Source organism: Cyclobacterium sp. 10D3-21 (genome assembly GCF_055809755.1).
The window spans coordinates 85,937-102,731 of the sequence record NZ_CM147924.1 but is presented as its reverse complement, the minus strand read 5'-3'; the positions used below and the strand labels follow the sequence as shown (position 1 = coordinate 102,731).

Below are 16,795 nucleotides of genomic sequence, written 5' to 3'. Positions count from 1 at the left end.
CGGACCTATTATATTTACAAATGTTCAAGTCAAAAAAAGATATTCATTATATTGCCGCAAAATAAAAATCAATTTATGTCCAATAATAGTGTCATTAAGGGATTCTGTTCCCTAATATTGGCAACGTTCCTATTAGGAGCTTGTACCAATAAACCCAAAGATCCAAAAGTCCTCGTTTTTTCTAAAACCAGCGGATATTATCACGAATCTATTCCTGATGGGATTCAAGCAATAATCGATTTAGGAAAGCAAAATGGCTTTCAGGTAGAAAGCACGAAAAATGCTGAAATGTTTACCGAGGATTTATTGAAAGATTTCAGTGCTGTAATCTTCTTAAGCACTACCAGCGATGTGCTAAACAATAGCCAACAAGCCGAATTTGAACGCTATATTCAAGCTGGCGGGGGATTCGTTGGAATCCATGCTGCAGCTGATACCGAATATGGTTGGGACTGGTATGGTAAAATGGTAGGTGGCTATTTTGTAGACCATCCAGGAATAAACGATCCATACCCCAATGTTCAACAAGGGGATTTGGTCGTAGTGGATAAAACCCATGCAAGTTCTTCATTCCTTCCTGAAAAATGGACAAGAACAGACGAATGGTACAGCTATAAAAATTTTAATCCTGAGGTGAATGTATTACTAACTTTGGATGAGAACAGCTATCAGGGAGGGGAAGACATGGGAGAGCATCCAATTGCTTGGTACCATGAATATGATGGTGGCCGCGCATTCTATACGGGCGGTGGTCATACCAGGGCCTCTTATAAAGAAGAGCTCTATTTAAAACACCTTCTAGAAGGTATAAAATATGCCATCGGAGACAATGAAATTCTGGATTACTCCAGGGCTCATAGCAAAAGAGTACCTGATGCGGACCGTTTTGAAAAAGAATACCTAGCGGTAGGAGAATTCAAGGAACCTACAGAAATGACCATTTTACCCAATTTAGATATTTTAGTCTCTCAAAGGAGAGGTGAGATTCTACTCTATAAAAATGGTGGCTCAGAAACCAGTAAAGTTGCTCACTTGGATGTTTACTGGCAAACTGATGTGCCTAAAGTAAATGCGGAAGAGGGACTTATGGGAATCAAAGCAGATCCAGATTTTGCCAATAATCACTGGGTTTACGTTTTCTACAGCCCAACTGGTGAATCCGTAAATAGGCTTTCCCGCTTTAAGTTTGAGAATGACGAGTGGAAAATGAATACCGAACAGGTAATTCTTCAGTTTTATTCCCAAAGAGGAATTTGCTGCCACACCGGAGGCTCAATCGCTTTTGATGGTAATGGCTTGTTATACGTTTCTGCAGGGGACAACTCAACCCCTTTCAACCAACCCAACCAGGAATATACTTTAAAAGGCTATGGTCCATTAGACGATAGACCAGGTTTTGAGCAGTATGATGCAGCGAGATCCTCAGGAAATACCAATGATCTCAGAGGTAAAATTCTTAGGATTAAAGTAAATGAAGATGGTTCTTACAGTATTCCTGAAGGAAATCTTTATCCTCAAGGAATGGATAAAACCAAACCTGAAATCTATGTTCAAGGAAACAGAAATCCTTATAGAATTTCAGTAGATCAAAAAACAGGCTTTTTGTATTGGGGCGAAGTAGGTCCTGATGCACGAGAAGACCAATTCGGCGTTAGGGGTTCAAGAGGTTATGATGAAGTTAACCAAGCTAAAAAGGCAGGCTACTTCGGCTGGCCTTTCTTTGTAGGAAACAATTACCCCTACAATGCTTTTAATTTTAATACTGGTGAAAGTGGTGAAGCTTTTGATCCTGCCAAACCAATCAATAACTCCAGAAACAATACAGGTATAAATGAATTACCTCCTGCACAACCTGCATTTATTTACTACCCATATGACGAATCCAAAGATTTTCCTGAGGTAGGTACGGGTGGTAGGAACGCCATGGCAGGGCCTGTTTATTATTCTGATTTATATCCTGACGGAGGTGGCCTACCAGCATACTATGATGGTAAGCTATTCATTTATGATTGGATAAGGGGCTGGATAAAAGTAGTCACCATGGATCAAAATGGGGATTACCTAAAAATGGAACCTTTCATGGAAGATGTAAGGCACAATGCACTTATAGACATGGAAATGGGTCCAAATGGTAAACTTTACTTGCTGGAATATGGCAAAGGCTGGTTCAGTGCCAATGCAGATGCTGCCCTCTCCGTTATTAATTACAATCCTGGTAACAGGGCTCCGGTAATCGCCTCAATTGCTACAGACAAAACCTCAGGTAGCCTTCCATTGGAAGTGAAAATAACAGCTTCAGTAAAAGACCCCGAAAATGATGCGTTAAGCTATCTTTGGGATTTAGGGAATGGTCAAACGATGGAAACAAAAGTCCCGGAGCTTTCTTATACTTTTGAGGAAGTAGGGGATTATGATATCTCAGTAACTGTCTCTGACACTGAAAATAAATCTGTAAAAAGCAAAACTATCAATGTATACGCAGGCAATATTGCACCTAGTATTAATGTCTCCTTTGAAGGCAATGGAAGCTTTTATTTCCCAAATGAAAAAGTAAGGTATAAAGTAACGGTCAATGATCCAGATGATCCTTCAGCTGGAGAAGATCTTTCTACTCTTTACCTTTCTGCAGATTATATCGAAGGTTTCGACAAAGCGGAAGCAGCCTTGGGACACCAGGTAATGTCTGAAGCCATGGCAGGAAAAAGCCTGATGGAATCACTTACTTGTAAAAGCTGTCACCAAATCGATGGCAAATCGGTAGGCCCAGGCTATACTGATGTTGCTAAAAAATATGCTGATTCACCTGGAGCGGTGGACAAGTTGATTAATAAAATCATCAAAGGTGGTTCAGGTGTTTGGGGAGAAACAATGATGCCGGCCAACCCAACCTTAAAAGAAGGAGATGCAAGAAAAATTGTAGCCTTTGTACTTTCGTTAAATGGAATGGAAAACCAAGAACCATCACTACCAGCTTCGGGTCAGTTGGATCCGCTTCAAGGCAAAAAGATGGTCAATAACGGGGTCATGCTTTTGAACGCAAGCTTTACAGACAGAGGAGGCAACAATATCAAGCCACTTAGTACCTCAACCACTGTTTTCCTTCGGAACAACAATATTAATTTAGGTGAACTTGATGAGACCTTTGCCTATAACACCGAAGTAGAAAATGGTCAGCAGCATTTATCTGCTCCAATTGGTAAAGGCTATTTTACCCTTAAAAACATTGACCTTACAGGTTTGGAAGGCATTGATTTTAAAGTACGTTCTAAAACACCATTTGACTTCGGTTATCAATTAGAGGCTCGATCAGGTAGTCCGGAAGGAAATATTATCGGCCAGGTAGTCATTAGAAAAAATGAAACGGAAGGCATGATGGAAGAAACACTTGAATTAAGGTTTAATGACACCGTTAAAGAAGCGTTCCAGGATCTTTATATCGTCACAGAAGCATTAAATGACAAAGAATCAGTAGGAATGAGCATTTTATCTATGAAAATGATTGGTAAATAAATCTTCCGAATAAATATAAAAGGCCTGTAAATAAGTTATTTACAGGCCTTTTTTTGTCCAGACCATAATTTAAACGGGCAAAAAGGAAAGGATATATCAAACATTGATGCGAAAAAAAGGCAATAATCCCCTCAAAATCGAATAGTGCTTTTCTGTCTTTTCCCAGTCGAGATCCATATCTGTTTAATTTTTAGCACTTAAACCTATTGATTAGAAAGAATTATATGGCATTTTTTAATTTTTATTGAGACGGAAACTTAATCTTTAGCCTTTACTTTGTTCTTGGCAAACAGTTGCCGTATTCCAGAAAACATAAAAGGAAAAAGTGGTACACTATTTCTAATTTTAAACTCTTCCCAAAAGTTACTGTCGTTGTCAAGAAAAGACAAGATTTTTTCTGGCGAATTACTTTTGAATAAACTGGAAAAAATTTCCTTGCCAGTCACCTTTTTTGAAAGGAGAACATCGAGTAAAGTACGGTCGTACCAGGCATAAACACTGTTTTTCCAGGTCAAATCAACTACCGGCGATTGATTGATTTTCAACTGGTTTACTATTTGAAAAACATGCTTTTGTACAAACTGAAAAGTATAGCCTGTGCTGGCTTTTGTGAAACCTCCGGCGGTTCCTATGTTGATGATTCGGCCCCCATCTTTTACGGTTTGAGCAAATTTGGCCAATGACATGGGAATTGCCCCAAATTCCTCATGTGTGATCTCGTAATTCTTGATTTTTAGCTCCTTGTCGATATACGCTTTTAGTGCCTCTTGGTAATCTCCCTCATCCAGAATGCTTTCGCTAAATAGCGTATATTCAATCAAAGCTTCCGTTGCACTGGTTGGCAATACATACATAAAGGTGGTGCCATGTGTTTGCTGCAACCTAAAATCCATCAAAGTCCCAATTTTCGCATCAAAAAAGGGGGAATCCGTTTTGATATACCAGCCCATAAAATGTTGCAATAGCGTATTTTGGGTGTTCATTTCAGGATTAAACAAACCTGTGGAATTAAAAATATATTGCCCCGAATATTCCCCTGCTTGAGTTTTAAGAATGGCTTTTCCGTCATTTACCTCCATATCAAGGATCGCCTCTGTTTTAAAGGTTAGGTTTTTAAAGGAGGAAGCATGGTCCAGAATATGGGCGTAAAAATCTCCAGCCTGAATCATTTTATACTTGTACTTTTTTAGTTCAAAGGTTTTGGATACCTCTGGAGAAAAAAACTGTAAGGTTTTCCATTGATGATGCACAATCGGTTCGAAAACACCTTCACCCTTTTCCCAAAAACACCAGGTTTTGTCATTGTCTGACTTCTTCAGCTTATCAATGACCAAAATCTTTTTGCTTTGCAGTTCTTCATCCAACAAAATCCTGTGTAACAAGCTTAGACCGGCTAATCCAGAACCTGCAATAATATAATCGTATTCTAATTCCATCAATTGACTTTTCTTGCTTTATACTTATCCCGCACAACTTCAGCGATCACTTGTCTTAAGCAGCAAAACACCTGGCATTAAGAACATGTTTAAATTTTTTTAGGGGTTTTTTATAACTGACAACAAAATAAAGTGACCTATCAGAAAAGCTACAAAAGATTTATTCACATTCCATTTTAGTCAAAATAAGAAGCCTTTTGCCAGCAGCCATTGCTCAGACAACCTCATTTATCAATTGCTGCTTGTTTTTAAATGCTTTAATATTTTCGAGTGTTATTAAAGTTATTTGATCCATGGCTTCCCTTGTGAAATACGCTTGATGGGAAGTTATTAGCACATTTGGAAAACTATTCAACCTTAATAGGTAATCATCCTGAATGATGCTTTCTGACAGGTCTTCAAAAAATAGCTTTTCTTCTTGTTCGTATACATCGATCCCCAGATAACCTATCTTTTTCTGTGCCAGGCCATCAATGACATCCCCTGTATTTATTAGGGCACCTCTACTCGTATTGATGATCATTACACCCTCTTTCATTTGAGCCAGCGAACTTTTATTCACCATATGTTTGGTATCTGGGGTAAGCGGACAATGCAAAGATACAATATCAGATTGTTTGAATATTTCTTCGATTGGTAGGTATTGAACCCCAATAGCCACCAATTTCTGTGATTCTGTAAGGTCATAGGCCAACAATTTACAACCAAACCCTTTCATTATCCTGCAGAAAGCGGCTCCAATCTGACCGGTTCCGATTACACCTACTGTTTTTCCATGTAGGTTGAATCCAATAAGGTTTTTTAAGGAGAAATTTCCTTCCCGCACCCTATTATAGGCCTTATGGGTTTTTCTATTTAAGGTCAGTATCAATGCCACAGAATGTTCAGCCACTGCTTCCGGTGAATAAGCTGGAACCCGTACTACTTTGATTCCATGAGTTTTAGCTGATTGGATATCCACATTATTGAAACCTGCACAACGCATGGCGATCAATTTCACGCCATTTTTTGCAAGGATCTCTATTGTATCATGGTCCAGGTTGTCATTGACAAAAGCACATATGACATCAAATTCAACCGTTAAATTAGCAGTAGAACTCGTTAAAGATGTTTCAAAAAAGGTAAAATGAATTTCTTGACTACTACTGTGTTTTTCAAAATATTCCTGATCGTATGATTTCGTACTAAATACGGCTATTTTCATTGGAGTAATTTCAAGTTTTAAGTACCTAGGAATAAAGGACGAATAAACTCAGCTATACTAAACAATTTATAAATTCTTCTAGCCTAGCGGTCAATCCTTGAATCCATTCTTATTAAAGTAGGAAATAAAAAGATCAACCTGATAAAAAGTTTTAATTTTTTTAACTTCTAAATTTTCTAATAAAATAACCAAGGACAATAATCAATATCAGAAAAGGCCAAAATGCTATTAAACCAATTACAAAATTTAGAAAACCTTGCCAGCCATTGTTTAATGCACTAAAAAATTTTGCCAGGAATCCTCCTCTCTGAGAAGCATCATAAACATATGGGAGTTCTTCATAGAATGATAAACTTATTGTGCTAAGCGATACCTGTTTACTTAAATAATTAAATTGTCCCTGAAGATTTTCTATATCAGTCCGAATCTCGTTAAGTTTATTTTCGATTTCTAGAATATCCTTTATCTCAGTGGCACTTTCTAGAATTTTCAGGTAGCGTTTTTCTAGCAGTTTGTCGTTTTTTATTCTTGTACTTAAGTCATAATAATTTTCAGTTACATCTTCTATAGATGAATACTTGTTTTCAAGGCGATGCCCAATGGTGGAAAAAGTAACAAATAAACTATCATACACAGTAGATGGAACCCTAATAGTCAACTGGTAACTTATTTTTTCCTTAGTTTTTGATTGATTTTCATGCTCAATATAGGCATCATAACGAGGGAGGAGCTCTCGAATTGTTTGATAATCTTCCCCTATGTCTTGCGATTGGAAATTAATTCCTCCAGTCTTAATAGTTTTTTTACTTATCTGCTCCGTTCCTGAAATTATTGATGGCGGCGGTGGGGCTGGTTGTTCGGTTATAGGTATAGACAATAATTCCTCAAACGTCTCTTCGTCAGCCACTTCCATTATCATTTCTCTTTCTGGCCTGTTACATCCTTGAAGCAATAAAATTGCTATTATTAAAAATAATTGTTTCATAAAATTTATAATTTTTCATCACAGAACGAACATTATTATTGAAACGTGTTAAATAAGGTTTTTAGACAACTTTAACCACTGCCAAAATTTTATTCCAATATCCATCAATACTTAAATAGCTGATCATCCAAAATATACTTTGCAGTAAGATTTCAGCTAGGAATATAAAGAGGAACCAATAAAACGTTTTAATTAAAGTTAACGTTTTATTGCTGTTCAAACACTGAACTGAATAAAAATTATGTTTTATTCAACTAAACCTTATCAATTGGTAACTTCTCCAACAACAAGCAGCAGCACTACCTATGGAAAAGCAAATGACAACCTTTTATAAGTCGTTTTGTCAGTCTTGACAGGAAATCCTGTAGTTAATTGAATATAAGCCCGTAAATTCGGCCAAGATGTTTATTTTTGTATTTCATTCTGGCATTGGTTGGATTTTTGTGGACGCTTGTTAACATTGGTTAAGTTTTTCTGTCTTCAATAATCTATCAATTCAGAGGGTAACCTATTTAAAATCAAATGGATATCAATTTCTATAAATATCAGGGAACAGGCAACGATTTCATCATGATCGATGGAAGGTCATTTTCCCTAGGTCCTGATCCAATACCTTATATTCAACAACTTTGTCATAGGAAGTTCGGAATAGGTGCTGATGGGCTTATTCTAATTCAAGCACATGCTGATTATGATTTTGAAATGTGCTACTATAATGCGGACGGATCGCAAAGTATGTGTGGAAATGGTGCAAGATGTGCAGTAGCATTTGCTTCGTTTTTGGGCATAATCGGAGATTCTACCTCTTTTTTAGCCATTGACGGCGCCCATACCGCCAAAATATCCGGCAATAGCGTAGCTTTGAGAATGGGAGATGTAAAAGAAATAAAATATGTTGGTAAAGATTTCTTTGCCAATACCGGCTCCCCTCATCACATGCGTTTTGTGGATGATATCAAGGCATTTGATGTAGTTGGCACTGGAAGGGAAATCAGAAATGACAATGAAAAATATCCTGAAGGCACGAATGTGAATTTCATTTCTTCCGTTTCGGCGGACACTATCATGGTGAGAACCTATGAACGAGGGGTGGAAGATGAAACACTTTCGTGTGGCACTGGTGTTACAGCCTGCGCTTTGGTATACGGAGAGCAAGTGAAAAAAAACAAGATAAATATTCAAACCCCTGGTGGTAAACTACAGGTAAGTTTTGAGAAAAGTGAAGGTGGAAATTTTCAGGAGATAGTCTTAACTGGTCCAGCTGAACAAGTATTCAGTGGTACTATACCTGTCAATGTATCATCTGATGCAGTTAAAGAACACAATTAATTAGCCTAAGAGAAAAAGTATTTAAATAATATGTTAGAATCAATAGCAAAAGGGTTAGCAAAAGTCTTTGGTACAAAATCGGACCGGGACATTAAAGCGTTGAGCCCTGTCGTAGCACTAGTCAATACCGCCTTTGATAAGTTGGCCAATATTTCTGATGATGAATTAAGAAATGAAACGGCTAAAATTAAGGCTATAATCGATGAAGACCTCAAGTCATTTGATGACCGCATCTCTGAAATACGAATCGAAATAGACAAGTTAAATCCAGAGGAAGTACAGGCAAAAGATGCCCTGTTCAATCAAATAGATGTAGTAGAGAAGGAAAGGGATGAAGCCCTTGAAGTAAGTCTGGAAAAGGTTTTACCTAGAGCTTTTGCAACAGTAAAAGAAACGGCCCGTCGATTAAAAGAAAACGGTAAGTTGACAGTTACTGCCAATTTACATGATCAAACCATGGCCGCAGCTAAATCCTATGTGGAATTGGATGGAGATCAAGCAACATGGAAAAACACCTGGACTGCTGCAGGAGTAGAAGTTACCTGGGAAATGATCCATTACGATGTTCAGTTGCTTGGGGGTGTCGCCTTGCACAGAGGAAATATAGCCGAAATGGCAACAGGTGAAGGTAAAACTCTTGTTTCCACTTTACCTGCCTATTTAAATGCCCTTGCGGGTAGAGGTGTTCATATTGTTACGGTCAATGATTACCTGGCCAAACGAGATTCAGAATGGAATGCACCAATATTTGAATTCCACGGATTGAAAGTGGATTGTATTGACAAATACAAACCCAATTCAGAAGCCAGAAAAACAGCTTATCAAGCAGATATTGTCTATGGAACCAACAATGAATTTGGTTTTGACTACCTAAGAGACAATATGGCCAGGGATTCTAAAGACCTGGTACAGGGCAAACACCATTTTGCCATGATTGATGAAGTCGATTCTGTTCTTATCGATGATGCCAGAACACCATTAATTATTTCCGGTCCAGTACCTAGAGGAGATGAACATGAGTTTTACGACATTAAACCACGGGTTTCTACCTTGGTGGATGAACAAAGAAAATTAGTTCAGAACTACTTATCGGATGCCAAAAAGCTTATCAAAGAGGGCAATGTAAAAGATGGAGGCCTTTCTTTGTTCCGAGCCTTTAGAGGTCTTCCAAAGTACAAACCCTTGATCAAATACCTATCTGAACCAGGTGTAAGGGTGATTCTACAGAAAACAGAAAACCATTATCTTCAGGACAATAAGCGTAACATGCCTGAAGCAGATGAACCGCTATTGTTTACCATTGATGAGAAATCAAACAGTGTAGACTTGACGGACAATGGCATTGAAGTTATTACCAAAAAGAATGAGGACAATAGTTTCTTCATCCTGCCAGACATTGGAATGGCAATAGCCGAACTGGAAAAAGATGAGACCATAGAAGACCATGAAAAATTGGTTAAAAAAGAAGAACTCATCAAAGATTATGGGATAAAATCCCAGAGGATCCACACAGTCAATCAGCTGCTAAAATCCTACTGTATGTTTGAAAAGGACACCGAATATATATTGGTGGACGGAAAAGTGAAAATAGTAGATGAGCAAACAGGTAGGGTTATGGAAGGCCGAAGGTATTCTGACGGACTCCATCAAGCCATTGAAGCAAAGGAAAACGTAAAGGTAGAGGATGCTACCCAAACCTATGCAACCATTACTTTGCAGAATTATTTCAGAATGTACCATAAACTTTCCGGTATGACCGGTACTGCGGAAACAGAAGCAGGTGAGTTTTGGGAAATATACAAACTGGATGTAGTGGTAATCCCTACAAATAAACCTATTCAGCGTAAAGATCACCAGGATAAGGTATACAAGACCGTTCGAGAAAAATTCAACGCAGTAGTAGATGAGATAAACGAACTCACCGATGCAAACCGACCAGTACTAGTGGGTACCACTTCGGTGGAAATATCGGAACTGCTCAGTAGAATGCTTACCATAAGAAAAATCAAGCATCAGGTACTTAATGCAAAGCAACATGCACGTGAAGCAGATGTTGTAGCAGAAGCAGGAAAAGCCAAAACTGTAACCATAGCCACCAATATGGCCGGTAGGGGTACGGATATCAAGCTTTCCGCTGAATCCAAGAATGCAGGAGGACTGGCCATCGTAGGTACTGAAAGACATGAGTCTAGACGAGTTGACCGTCAGTTACGTGGTAGGTCAGGAAGGCAAGGAGATCCGGGAACAACACAGTTTTTTGTTTCGCTGGAAGATAACCTGATGCGTTTGTTTGGATCAGAGAGAATCGCCAAACTAATGGACCGAATGGGACTGGAAGAAGGCGAAGTGATCCAGCATTCAATGATTACCAAATCCATTGAAAGAGCGCAACGAAAAGTTGAAGAAAACAATTTTGGGGTCAGGAAAAGACTGTTGGAATACGATGACGTCATGAACAGCCAACGGGAAGTTGTTTATAGAAGAAGAAAAAATGCCCTAATTGGTGACAGGCTGGAATTGGATATCCTTAACATCATGTATGATGTTTGTGAAGACCTTATCCAAATGGGCAAAACCACTGATGACCTGGACAACCTAAGAATGAACATTTTTAGTTCTTTGGGTATTGATCACCAGTTTACAGAAGCAGAATTGAAAGAGAAAGACAGCCTTACCCTAACCAAGGCCCTTTTCGATCAAGCTTATAAAAGTTATACCCGCAAAAACGACCTCATTCTACAAAGAGCAATTCCTATTCTTAAGGATGTACAAAAAAATAGAGGGGCAACTGTTAAAGAAATAATGGTACCAATATCCGATGGTATCAAGCAAATAGGTGTTGTGATCAATTTGGAATCCACTTTAAACAATGAAGGAAGAGACCTAATTCGAGCCATAGAAAAAACAGTAACGCTAGCCATTATTGATCAGAATTGGAAAGAACATCTAAGAGATATGGATGATTTGAAACAATCGGTACAAAATGCTGTTTATGAGCAAAAGGATCCATTGTTGATCTATAAATTCGAAGCTTTTGAAATGTTCAAACGCTTTCTTGGCAAACTTAACGATGATATCGTATCATTTATTTCCAAATCTGACCTGCCGAAACAAGATCCTAACCAGGTAAAAGTGGCACAAAATCAACAAGGATCAGAACCAAGAGTAACGGCTTCTAAAGAGGAAGTGGGGAATACCCTTGGAAACCAAAGTGGCCAAAGGGCGGCAATTGCCAACAGTAGACCTGCAGTGAGCAGGGATCCAGTAAAACCAAGGAAATCAGACAAAGTGTATGGTAGAAATGACCGTGTCACTGTAAAGTATGCCAATGGCAACTTGAAGAAGGATGTCAAATATAAAAGTGTAGAAGAGGATATTTCTGATGCCAAGTGTGTGATAATCGAAGATTAAAGACCTTTATCATGTTTAAAAAAATAAATGTATTTCTATTGTCATTGCTTGTTTTAAGTAGCTGTGGCATCATCAATATTCGGAAAAGCGGTGGAAACATCGATCGATACAACAACTATACGGAAGATCTCCAGGAGAGTCGTATCCAGTTTGCCGAACTTCCGGAACCAGAAAGCTTTTCTGAAGAGAGCAGTAGTGCAGCTGCAATTGACTCAGAGCTTACCAGGAGAATAAATCAAATCGCTCAGGAAAATAATAAAAATTTGTTTGCCAATGGCTTTACTATATTGATATACAGCGGAGTAGACAGAGAGAAAGCATTTGAAATCAGAAACGAGGCCTATTCGGAATTTCCAAAAACACAAACCTATATGGAGTACGAACAGCCTAGATATTTGGTGAAAGTGGGACGCTTTATTAATAAAATTGAAGCGCTAGCCACATATGAAAAAATGAACATTGTTTTTCCAAATTCTCGTATTATCAAGGATCGGTTTTTGAAATTCAATAAAGAAAAAACAGAAGAAGAAAATATTGACAATGTTGAAAGATAAAATACACCTGCTATCCGAAAAATATAAATCGGAAGCTATTGCCGTAAGAAGACATTTACATGCCAACCCAGAGTTATCCTTTCAGGAAACCAACACGGTGGCATACGTTGAAGCAAAATTACGTGAATTCGGCATAACAAACATCGAATCCAAAGCAAAAACAGGCCTTGTTGTTATCATTGAGGGTAAAAACCCAGGAAAAAAGGTGATTGCATTAAGAGGGGATATGGACGCCCTACCTATCGTCGAAGCCAACGATGTTCCCTACAAATCGACCAATCCTGGAGTAATGCATGCGTGTGGACATGATGTGCATACCTCATCCCTTCTAGGAACAGCAAGAATACTGAATGAATTAAAGGAAGAATTTGAGGGTACCGTAAAATTGCTTTTTCAACCTGGTGAGGAGAAAATTCCTGGAGGTGCCTCTATGATGATCAAAGACGGCGCACTTCAAAACCCTGCTCCAACAGCTATTATTGGCCAACATGTAATGCCTTTTATACCTGTAGGAAAAGTTGGTTTTAGGAAGGGAATGTACATGGCCAGTGCAGATGAATTGTACCTAAAAGTAAAAGGAAAAGGTGGTCATGGCGCAATGCCAGAATCCCTAATAGATCCCATCTTGATCAGTGCTCATATTTTGACCGCATTGCAACAAGTGGTAAGCAGAAAGGCTGACCCTAAAACCCCATCAGTACTTTCATTTGGTAAAATTATAGCTGAAGGTGCTACCAATGTTATACCAAATGAGGTAAACATTGAAGGTACTTTCAGGACATTAAATGAGGTTTGGCGTAAAGAGGCCCATGTTCACATGGTTAATATAGCCAAGGGTATCGCGGAAGGTATGGGTGGAGAAATTGAGTTTGAAATACGAAGTGGATACCCATTTCTTAAAAATGAACCTGAATTAACCCAAAGGGCAATTGATGCAGCAGAGATTTATCTGGGCAAAGAAAATGTATTAGATATTGACATCTGGATGGCGGCAGAAGATTTTTCTTACTATACCCAGGAAATCGATGGCTGTTTTTACAGATTGGGTACAAGAAATGAGGCCAAAGGCATTGTTTCAGGCGTACATACCCCAACTTTTGACATTGATGAAGATGCATTGGGCATTAGTACAGGTTTAATGGCCTTTTTAGCATTGGAAGAACTAAAACATCAATAAACAATCAGGAAGCAATGAAAAAATCATTTTTGACAGCCTTCATGGTTGGCCTAATTGTCCTCAATTCATTTGGCTGGGGTCTAACAGGCCATAGGGTGGTAGGAGAAATAGCCTCTTATCACCTGAGCAAAAAGGCTGCAAAAAGTATTGAAGAGCTATTAGGCCCTGAGTCACTCGCAATGGTTGCCAACTGGATGGATGAAATAAAGTCTGATCCTTCCTATAACCGCCTAAATTCCTGGCATTATTTGACTGTTAAATCTGGTCAAGCCTATGATCCAAGTATTCAGGAAAAATCGGGAGATGCTTTTGGCAAGACAAAAATGATTATCGCCGCACTAAAAAATGGCGAACTGGACCGGGAAGAAAAGAAGGCCTATCTTAAAATGCTCGTTCATCTGGTAGGAGACCTTCACCAACCCCTACATGTTGGCACTGGAAAAGACAGAGGTGGAAATGATGCAAAAGTCACTTATTTCAATCAAAACACCAATTTACACACTGTTTGGGACTCCAAAATAATAGATGGTAAAAACCTTAGTTATACGGAACTGTCAAAACATCTTAATAGGAGAGTTACCAAAAGCTTGATTGCTGGGTTTCAAAACGTCCCAATGGATACCTGGTTACAAGAGGCTGTGGATTTGCGGCCAATTATTTATGACCTACCTGACAACAATCGTTTGTTTTATTCCTATGGTTATAAAACATATCCTATCATTGAAGGTCGTTTACTGGCAGGAGGTATCAGATTAGCAGGTATACTGAACGATATATTTAAATAAGTTCACTCAGTTTCCTGCAGCCAAAACAGCCAGATCGATGGTCTCAGGCTGATAGCTATTAAGGGAAATGGCACAGGATGCTAGCGTTGCACCAGTCGTCATGACATCATCAACCAGAAGTAATCTTTGGCCTTTTATTTCCCTTGTATCACATGCCTCAAAAACATCTGATACATTGTCCCAACGCTCAATTCTCGACTTATTCGTTTGTGTTTCTGTAGGTCGTTTTCTCAACAAAAAACATTTGCATTCAATTTCCAATGCCTGAGCTAGGCCTATGGCAAACTGTTCACTTTGGTTGTAACCTCTAATTTCTTGCTTTCGCACATGCAAAGGAACTGGGACTACATGACTCCAATTGTTCCAGAAACCATTACTTTTTAATAAATACCCATAATGAAGGCCCAAAACCCTCGCCAGGTCAGGTTTATTCTTATATTTAATTTGATGCAAGAGTTTCTGACTAGCTCCCTTTTTTGAAAACCTTATATAAGCCATGACCTTTTCCACAGGAGCAAGACCTAAAAGTTTGATTTTTAAATCGTTTTCTTCAGGAATAAGGTGATAATTGGTCACAGGCAACTGGGAAATACATATTTTGCAGAGTTGGTCTTCAAATGGAAACAGACTTCGTTTACACAAACAACACGTTTCTGGTAATACAAGTGATAAAAAATCTTCCCAATATTTGAAACGCATACCTAAAATGGGTTGTTTATAATTGACGAGCCATTTTACCTGCTATATTTGTAATCAAATGGCCTGTATCAATTTATAGAAAAATTTCAATTAATGAAATGAGTAGAAATACAGAAAAGACAAAAAACACAAAATAAAATGGCATTGTTAAAAAAAGACCTGGATTTAGAAAGAAGATGGTCGAAACTTCTCACTGGGTTACATGATATATTTGGAAAAAAACCCTCTGATCTGAATGCCGTATTGTTTATAATAGGGGTACAAGAACTAGGGAAAGGGCCAGCTAATTTTTCAAAAGAGGAAAAACAAGATTTAATGCATATTGCAGTTTGTAAGGTATTGAGTTTTTCGGATTTCTATACTTTAGATTTTATTGACCAGGATGGATGGCCACATTGGAAGTTAATAAAGAAATTACCCCATTTAGACAGTGCTGAGCAGGAAAAGATGCTAAAAATCCATGTTTTGGATTATTTTGAAGATGAATTTGAAATTGATATTAAATGAAAATAATTTCTTACAATGTAAATGGAATTAGGGCAGCGTTGAAAAAAGGGTTTGCTGAATGGCTAGAAATGGAGAATCCAGATATAATCGGCTTGCAAGAAGTCAAGTCAATGGAAAACCAAATTGATGTATCTATTTTTGAAGACCTGGGCTACCACGTTTACTGGTATCCAGCAGTAAAGAAAGGATACAGTGGTGTAGCCATATTAAGCAAGCAGAAACCTGATAACATAAACTATGGAATGGGTATAGGCGCTTATGATGATGAAGGCAGGACTATTAGAGCAGACTATAAAGACTTTTCATTCTTATGTGCTTACTTTCCCTCAGGAACCACTGGAGGCGTAAGACAGGACTTCAAATATGCTTTCCTTGATGACATTTATGGATACACGCAGGACTTGATCAAGCAAAGACCTAATCTTATCTTAAGTGGCGATTACAATATCTGTCACAAACCGATTGATATTCACAATCCCGTAGCCAACAAAAATACCTCAGGATTTCTTCCAGAAGAAAGGGCTTGGATGGATAAATTCACATCCACTGGTTTTGACGATAGTTTCAGGCTATTAAACCCTGAGCCAGATCAATACAGCTGGTGGAGCTATCGTGCCAATGCTAGGGCCAATAATAAGGGTTGGAGAATAGATTATCACATGACCACCCCAACCATTAGTGCCAAGGTTAAAAAAGTTGATATATTACAAGGCATACATCATTCTGATCATTGCCCAGTAGTAATAGAAGTGTAGAGAATAACAAAATAAAGTCGTGGTAAAAGCCAAATAATACGATGAAATCAATAAAAATTTCCATTCCATCTTTGATTGAAAATATTACTATCGTTGAGAGTTTTATTGATAATGCCAGAGAAAAGTTTCAGATTAACGATGACATCTATGGCAATATCATGATTTCAGTAACGGAATGTGTCAACAATGCCATTGTGCATGGCAATAAAACAGACAAAAACAGAGTTGTCAAATTAGAACTAATATTCTTAGACAATCAAATAAAATTCATTATTGAAGACGAAGGTGATGGATTTGACCATATGCGTCTTAACGATCCAACTTCTTTGGAAAACTTAGAAAAGTCAGGAGGAAGAGGAGTGTTCATTATGAAACACTTATGTGATGAAGTGGAATTTGAGAATGAAGGCAGAAAGATTACCCTCACTTTTTACATGAATTAA

Annotated in this window: 13 protein-coding genes; 9 read left to right on the top strand and 4 right to left on the bottom strand. The window is 38.2% G+C overall.

All coding sequences use genetic code 11. From position 1 onward, the window contains the following. Window positions 1-75 precede the first annotated feature (75 nt). Complete coding sequence (locus AC0L7T_RS00455) at window positions 76-3,510, top strand: ThuA domain-containing protein (protein WP_473340265.1); 3,435 nt, start codon at window positions 76-78, stop codon at window positions 3,508-3,510. Between the two features lie 257 nt (window positions 3,511-3,767). Here the strand turns inward: AC0L7T_RS00455 and AC0L7T_RS00450 are convergent, their stop codons facing one another. The 3 genes from AC0L7T_RS00450 to AC0L7T_RS00440 all read right to left on the bottom strand — a co-directional run bounded on the left by AC0L7T_RS00450 (window position 3,768) and on the right by AC0L7T_RS00440 (window position 7,135). Then, on the bottom strand, window positions 3,768-4,946 hold the full coding sequence (locus tag AC0L7T_RS00450) for a lycopene cyclase family protein (RefSeq protein ID WP_473340263.1): 1,179 nt from the start codon (window positions 4,944-4,946) through the stop codon (window positions 3,768-3,770). A gap of 214 nt (window positions 4,947-5,160) precedes the next feature. Further along, on the bottom strand, window positions 5,161-6,150 hold the full coding sequence (locus AC0L7T_RS00445) for a 2-hydroxyacid dehydrogenase (RefSeq protein WP_473340262.1): 990 nt from the start codon (window positions 6,148-6,150) through the stop codon (window positions 5,161-5,163). A gap of 160 nt (window positions 6,151-6,310) precedes the next feature. Then, window positions 6,311-7,135: a DUF4349 domain-containing protein gene (locus tag AC0L7T_RS00440; protein ID WP_473340260.1), complete on the bottom strand. Its 825-nt coding sequence runs from the start codon at window positions 7,133-7,135 to the stop codon at window positions 6,311-6,313. Between the two features lie 522 nt (window positions 7,136-7,657). Between AC0L7T_RS00440 and dapF the strand changes: the two genes are divergently transcribed. The 5 genes from dapF to AC0L7T_RS00415 are packed head-to-tail and all read left to right on the top strand — an operon-like array spanning window position 7,658 to window position 14,391. Continuing rightward, a complete protein-coding gene (gene dapF / locus AC0L7T_RS00435) occupies window positions 7,658-8,464 on the top strand; it encodes a diaminopimelate epimerase (protein WP_473340259.1) in 807 nt (268 codons plus the stop codon). Window positions 8,465-8,494: 30 nt separating this feature from the next. Continuing rightward, window positions 8,495-11,875, top strand: a complete 3,381-nt coding sequence (secA, locus tag AC0L7T_RS00430) for a preprotein translocase subunit SecA (protein ID WP_473340258.1) — start codon at window positions 8,495-8,497, stop codon at window positions 11,873-11,875. 11 nt (window positions 11,876-11,886) lie between these two features. After that, on the top strand, window positions 11,887-12,429 hold the full coding sequence (locus AC0L7T_RS00425; protein ID WP_473340257.1) for a hypothetical protein: 543 nt from the start codon (window positions 11,887-11,889) through the stop codon (window positions 12,427-12,429). After that, window positions 12,416-13,606, top strand: coding sequence for a M20 metallopeptidase family protein (locus AC0L7T_RS00420; RefSeq protein ID WP_473340255.1), 1,191 nt, complete (start codon window positions 12,416-12,418; stop codon window positions 13,604-13,606). Before AC0L7T_RS00425 ends, AC0L7T_RS00420 begins: the two co-directional genes overlap by 14 nt. Before the next feature lie 14 nt (window positions 13,607-13,620). Continuing rightward, window positions 13,621-14,391 carry a S1/P1 nuclease gene (locus tag AC0L7T_RS00415; RefSeq protein ID WP_473340253.1) on the top strand — a complete coding sequence of 257 codons (771 nt, stop codon included), beginning with the start codon at window positions 13,621-13,623 and terminating at the stop codon, window positions 14,389-14,391. 6 nt (window positions 14,392-14,397) lie between these two features. Here the strand turns inward: AC0L7T_RS00415 and AC0L7T_RS00410 are convergent, their stop codons facing one another. After that, the gene (locus AC0L7T_RS00410; protein WP_473340252.1) at window positions 14,398-15,090 is read right to left on the bottom strand and encodes a ComF family protein; all 693 of its coding nucleotides are present in this window, start codon (window positions 15,088-15,090) and stop codon (window positions 14,398-14,400) included. Between the two features lie 144 nt (window positions 15,091-15,234). Between AC0L7T_RS00410 and AC0L7T_RS00405 the strand changes: the two genes are divergently transcribed. From AC0L7T_RS00405 to AC0L7T_RS00395, 3 genes are read left to right on the top strand one after another with little or no spacing between them, the layout of a single operon-like run. Further along, the gene (locus AC0L7T_RS00405) at window positions 15,235-15,597 is read left to right on the top strand and encodes a hypothetical protein (protein WP_473343406.1); all 363 of its coding nucleotides are present in this window, start codon (window positions 15,235-15,237) and stop codon (window positions 15,595-15,597) included. Further along, window positions 15,594-16,352: an exodeoxyribonuclease III gene (locus AC0L7T_RS00400; protein ID WP_473340250.1), complete on the top strand. Its 759-nt coding sequence runs from the start codon at window positions 15,594-15,596 to the stop codon at window positions 16,350-16,352. The genes AC0L7T_RS00405 and AC0L7T_RS00400 overlap by 4 nt, the downstream gene beginning before the upstream one ends. 41 nt (window positions 16,353-16,393) lie before the next feature. Then, on the top strand, window positions 16,394-16,795 hold the full coding sequence (locus tag AC0L7T_RS00395; protein ID WP_473340248.1) for an ATP-binding protein: 402 nt from the start codon (window positions 16,394-16,396) through the stop codon (window positions 16,793-16,795).

Excerpts from the sequence above, each read along its gene's own strand:
- AC0L7T_RS00455 (WP_473340265.1), top strand. The coding sequence starts at position 76 with ATGTCCAATAATAGTGTCATTAAGGGATTCTGTTCCCTAATATTGGCA.
- AC0L7T_RS00450 (WP_473340263.1), bottom strand. The coding sequence starts at position 4,946 with ATGGAATTAGAATACGATTATATTATTGCAGGTTCTGGATTAGCCGGT.
- AC0L7T_RS00445 (WP_473340262.1), bottom strand. The coding sequence starts at position 6,150 with ATGAAAATAGCCGTATTTAGTACGAAATCATACGATCAGGAATATTTT.
- AC0L7T_RS00440 (WP_473340260.1), bottom strand. The coding sequence starts at position 7,135 with ATGAAACAATTATTTTTAATAATAGCAATTTTATTGCTTCAAGGATGT.
- dapF (WP_473340259.1), top strand. The coding sequence starts at position 7,658 with ATGGATATCAATTTCTATAAATATCAGGGAACAGGCAACGATTTCATC.
- secA (WP_473340258.1), top strand. The coding sequence starts at position 8,495 with ATGTTAGAATCAATAGCAAAAGGGTTAGCAAAAGTCTTTGGTACAAAA.
- AC0L7T_RS00425 (WP_473340257.1), top strand. The coding sequence starts at position 11,887 with ATGTTTAAAAAAATAAATGTATTTCTATTGTCATTGCTTGTTTTAAGT.
- AC0L7T_RS00420 (WP_473340255.1), top strand. The coding sequence starts at position 12,416 with ATGTTGAAAGATAAAATACACCTGCTATCCGAAAAATATAAATCGGAA.
- AC0L7T_RS00415 (WP_473340253.1), top strand. The coding sequence starts at position 13,621 with ATGAAAAAATCATTTTTGACAGCCTTCATGGTTGGCCTAATTGTCCTC.
- AC0L7T_RS00410 (WP_473340252.1), bottom strand. The coding sequence starts at position 15,090 with ATGCGTTTCAAATATTGGGAAGATTTTTTATCACTTGTATTACCAGAA.
- AC0L7T_RS00400 (WP_473340250.1), top strand. The coding sequence starts at position 15,594 with ATGAAAATAATTTCTTACAATGTAAATGGAATTAGGGCAGCGTTGAAA.
- AC0L7T_RS00395 (WP_473340248.1), top strand. The coding sequence starts at position 16,394 with ATGAAATCAATAAAAATTTCCATTCCATCTTTGATTGAAAATATTACT.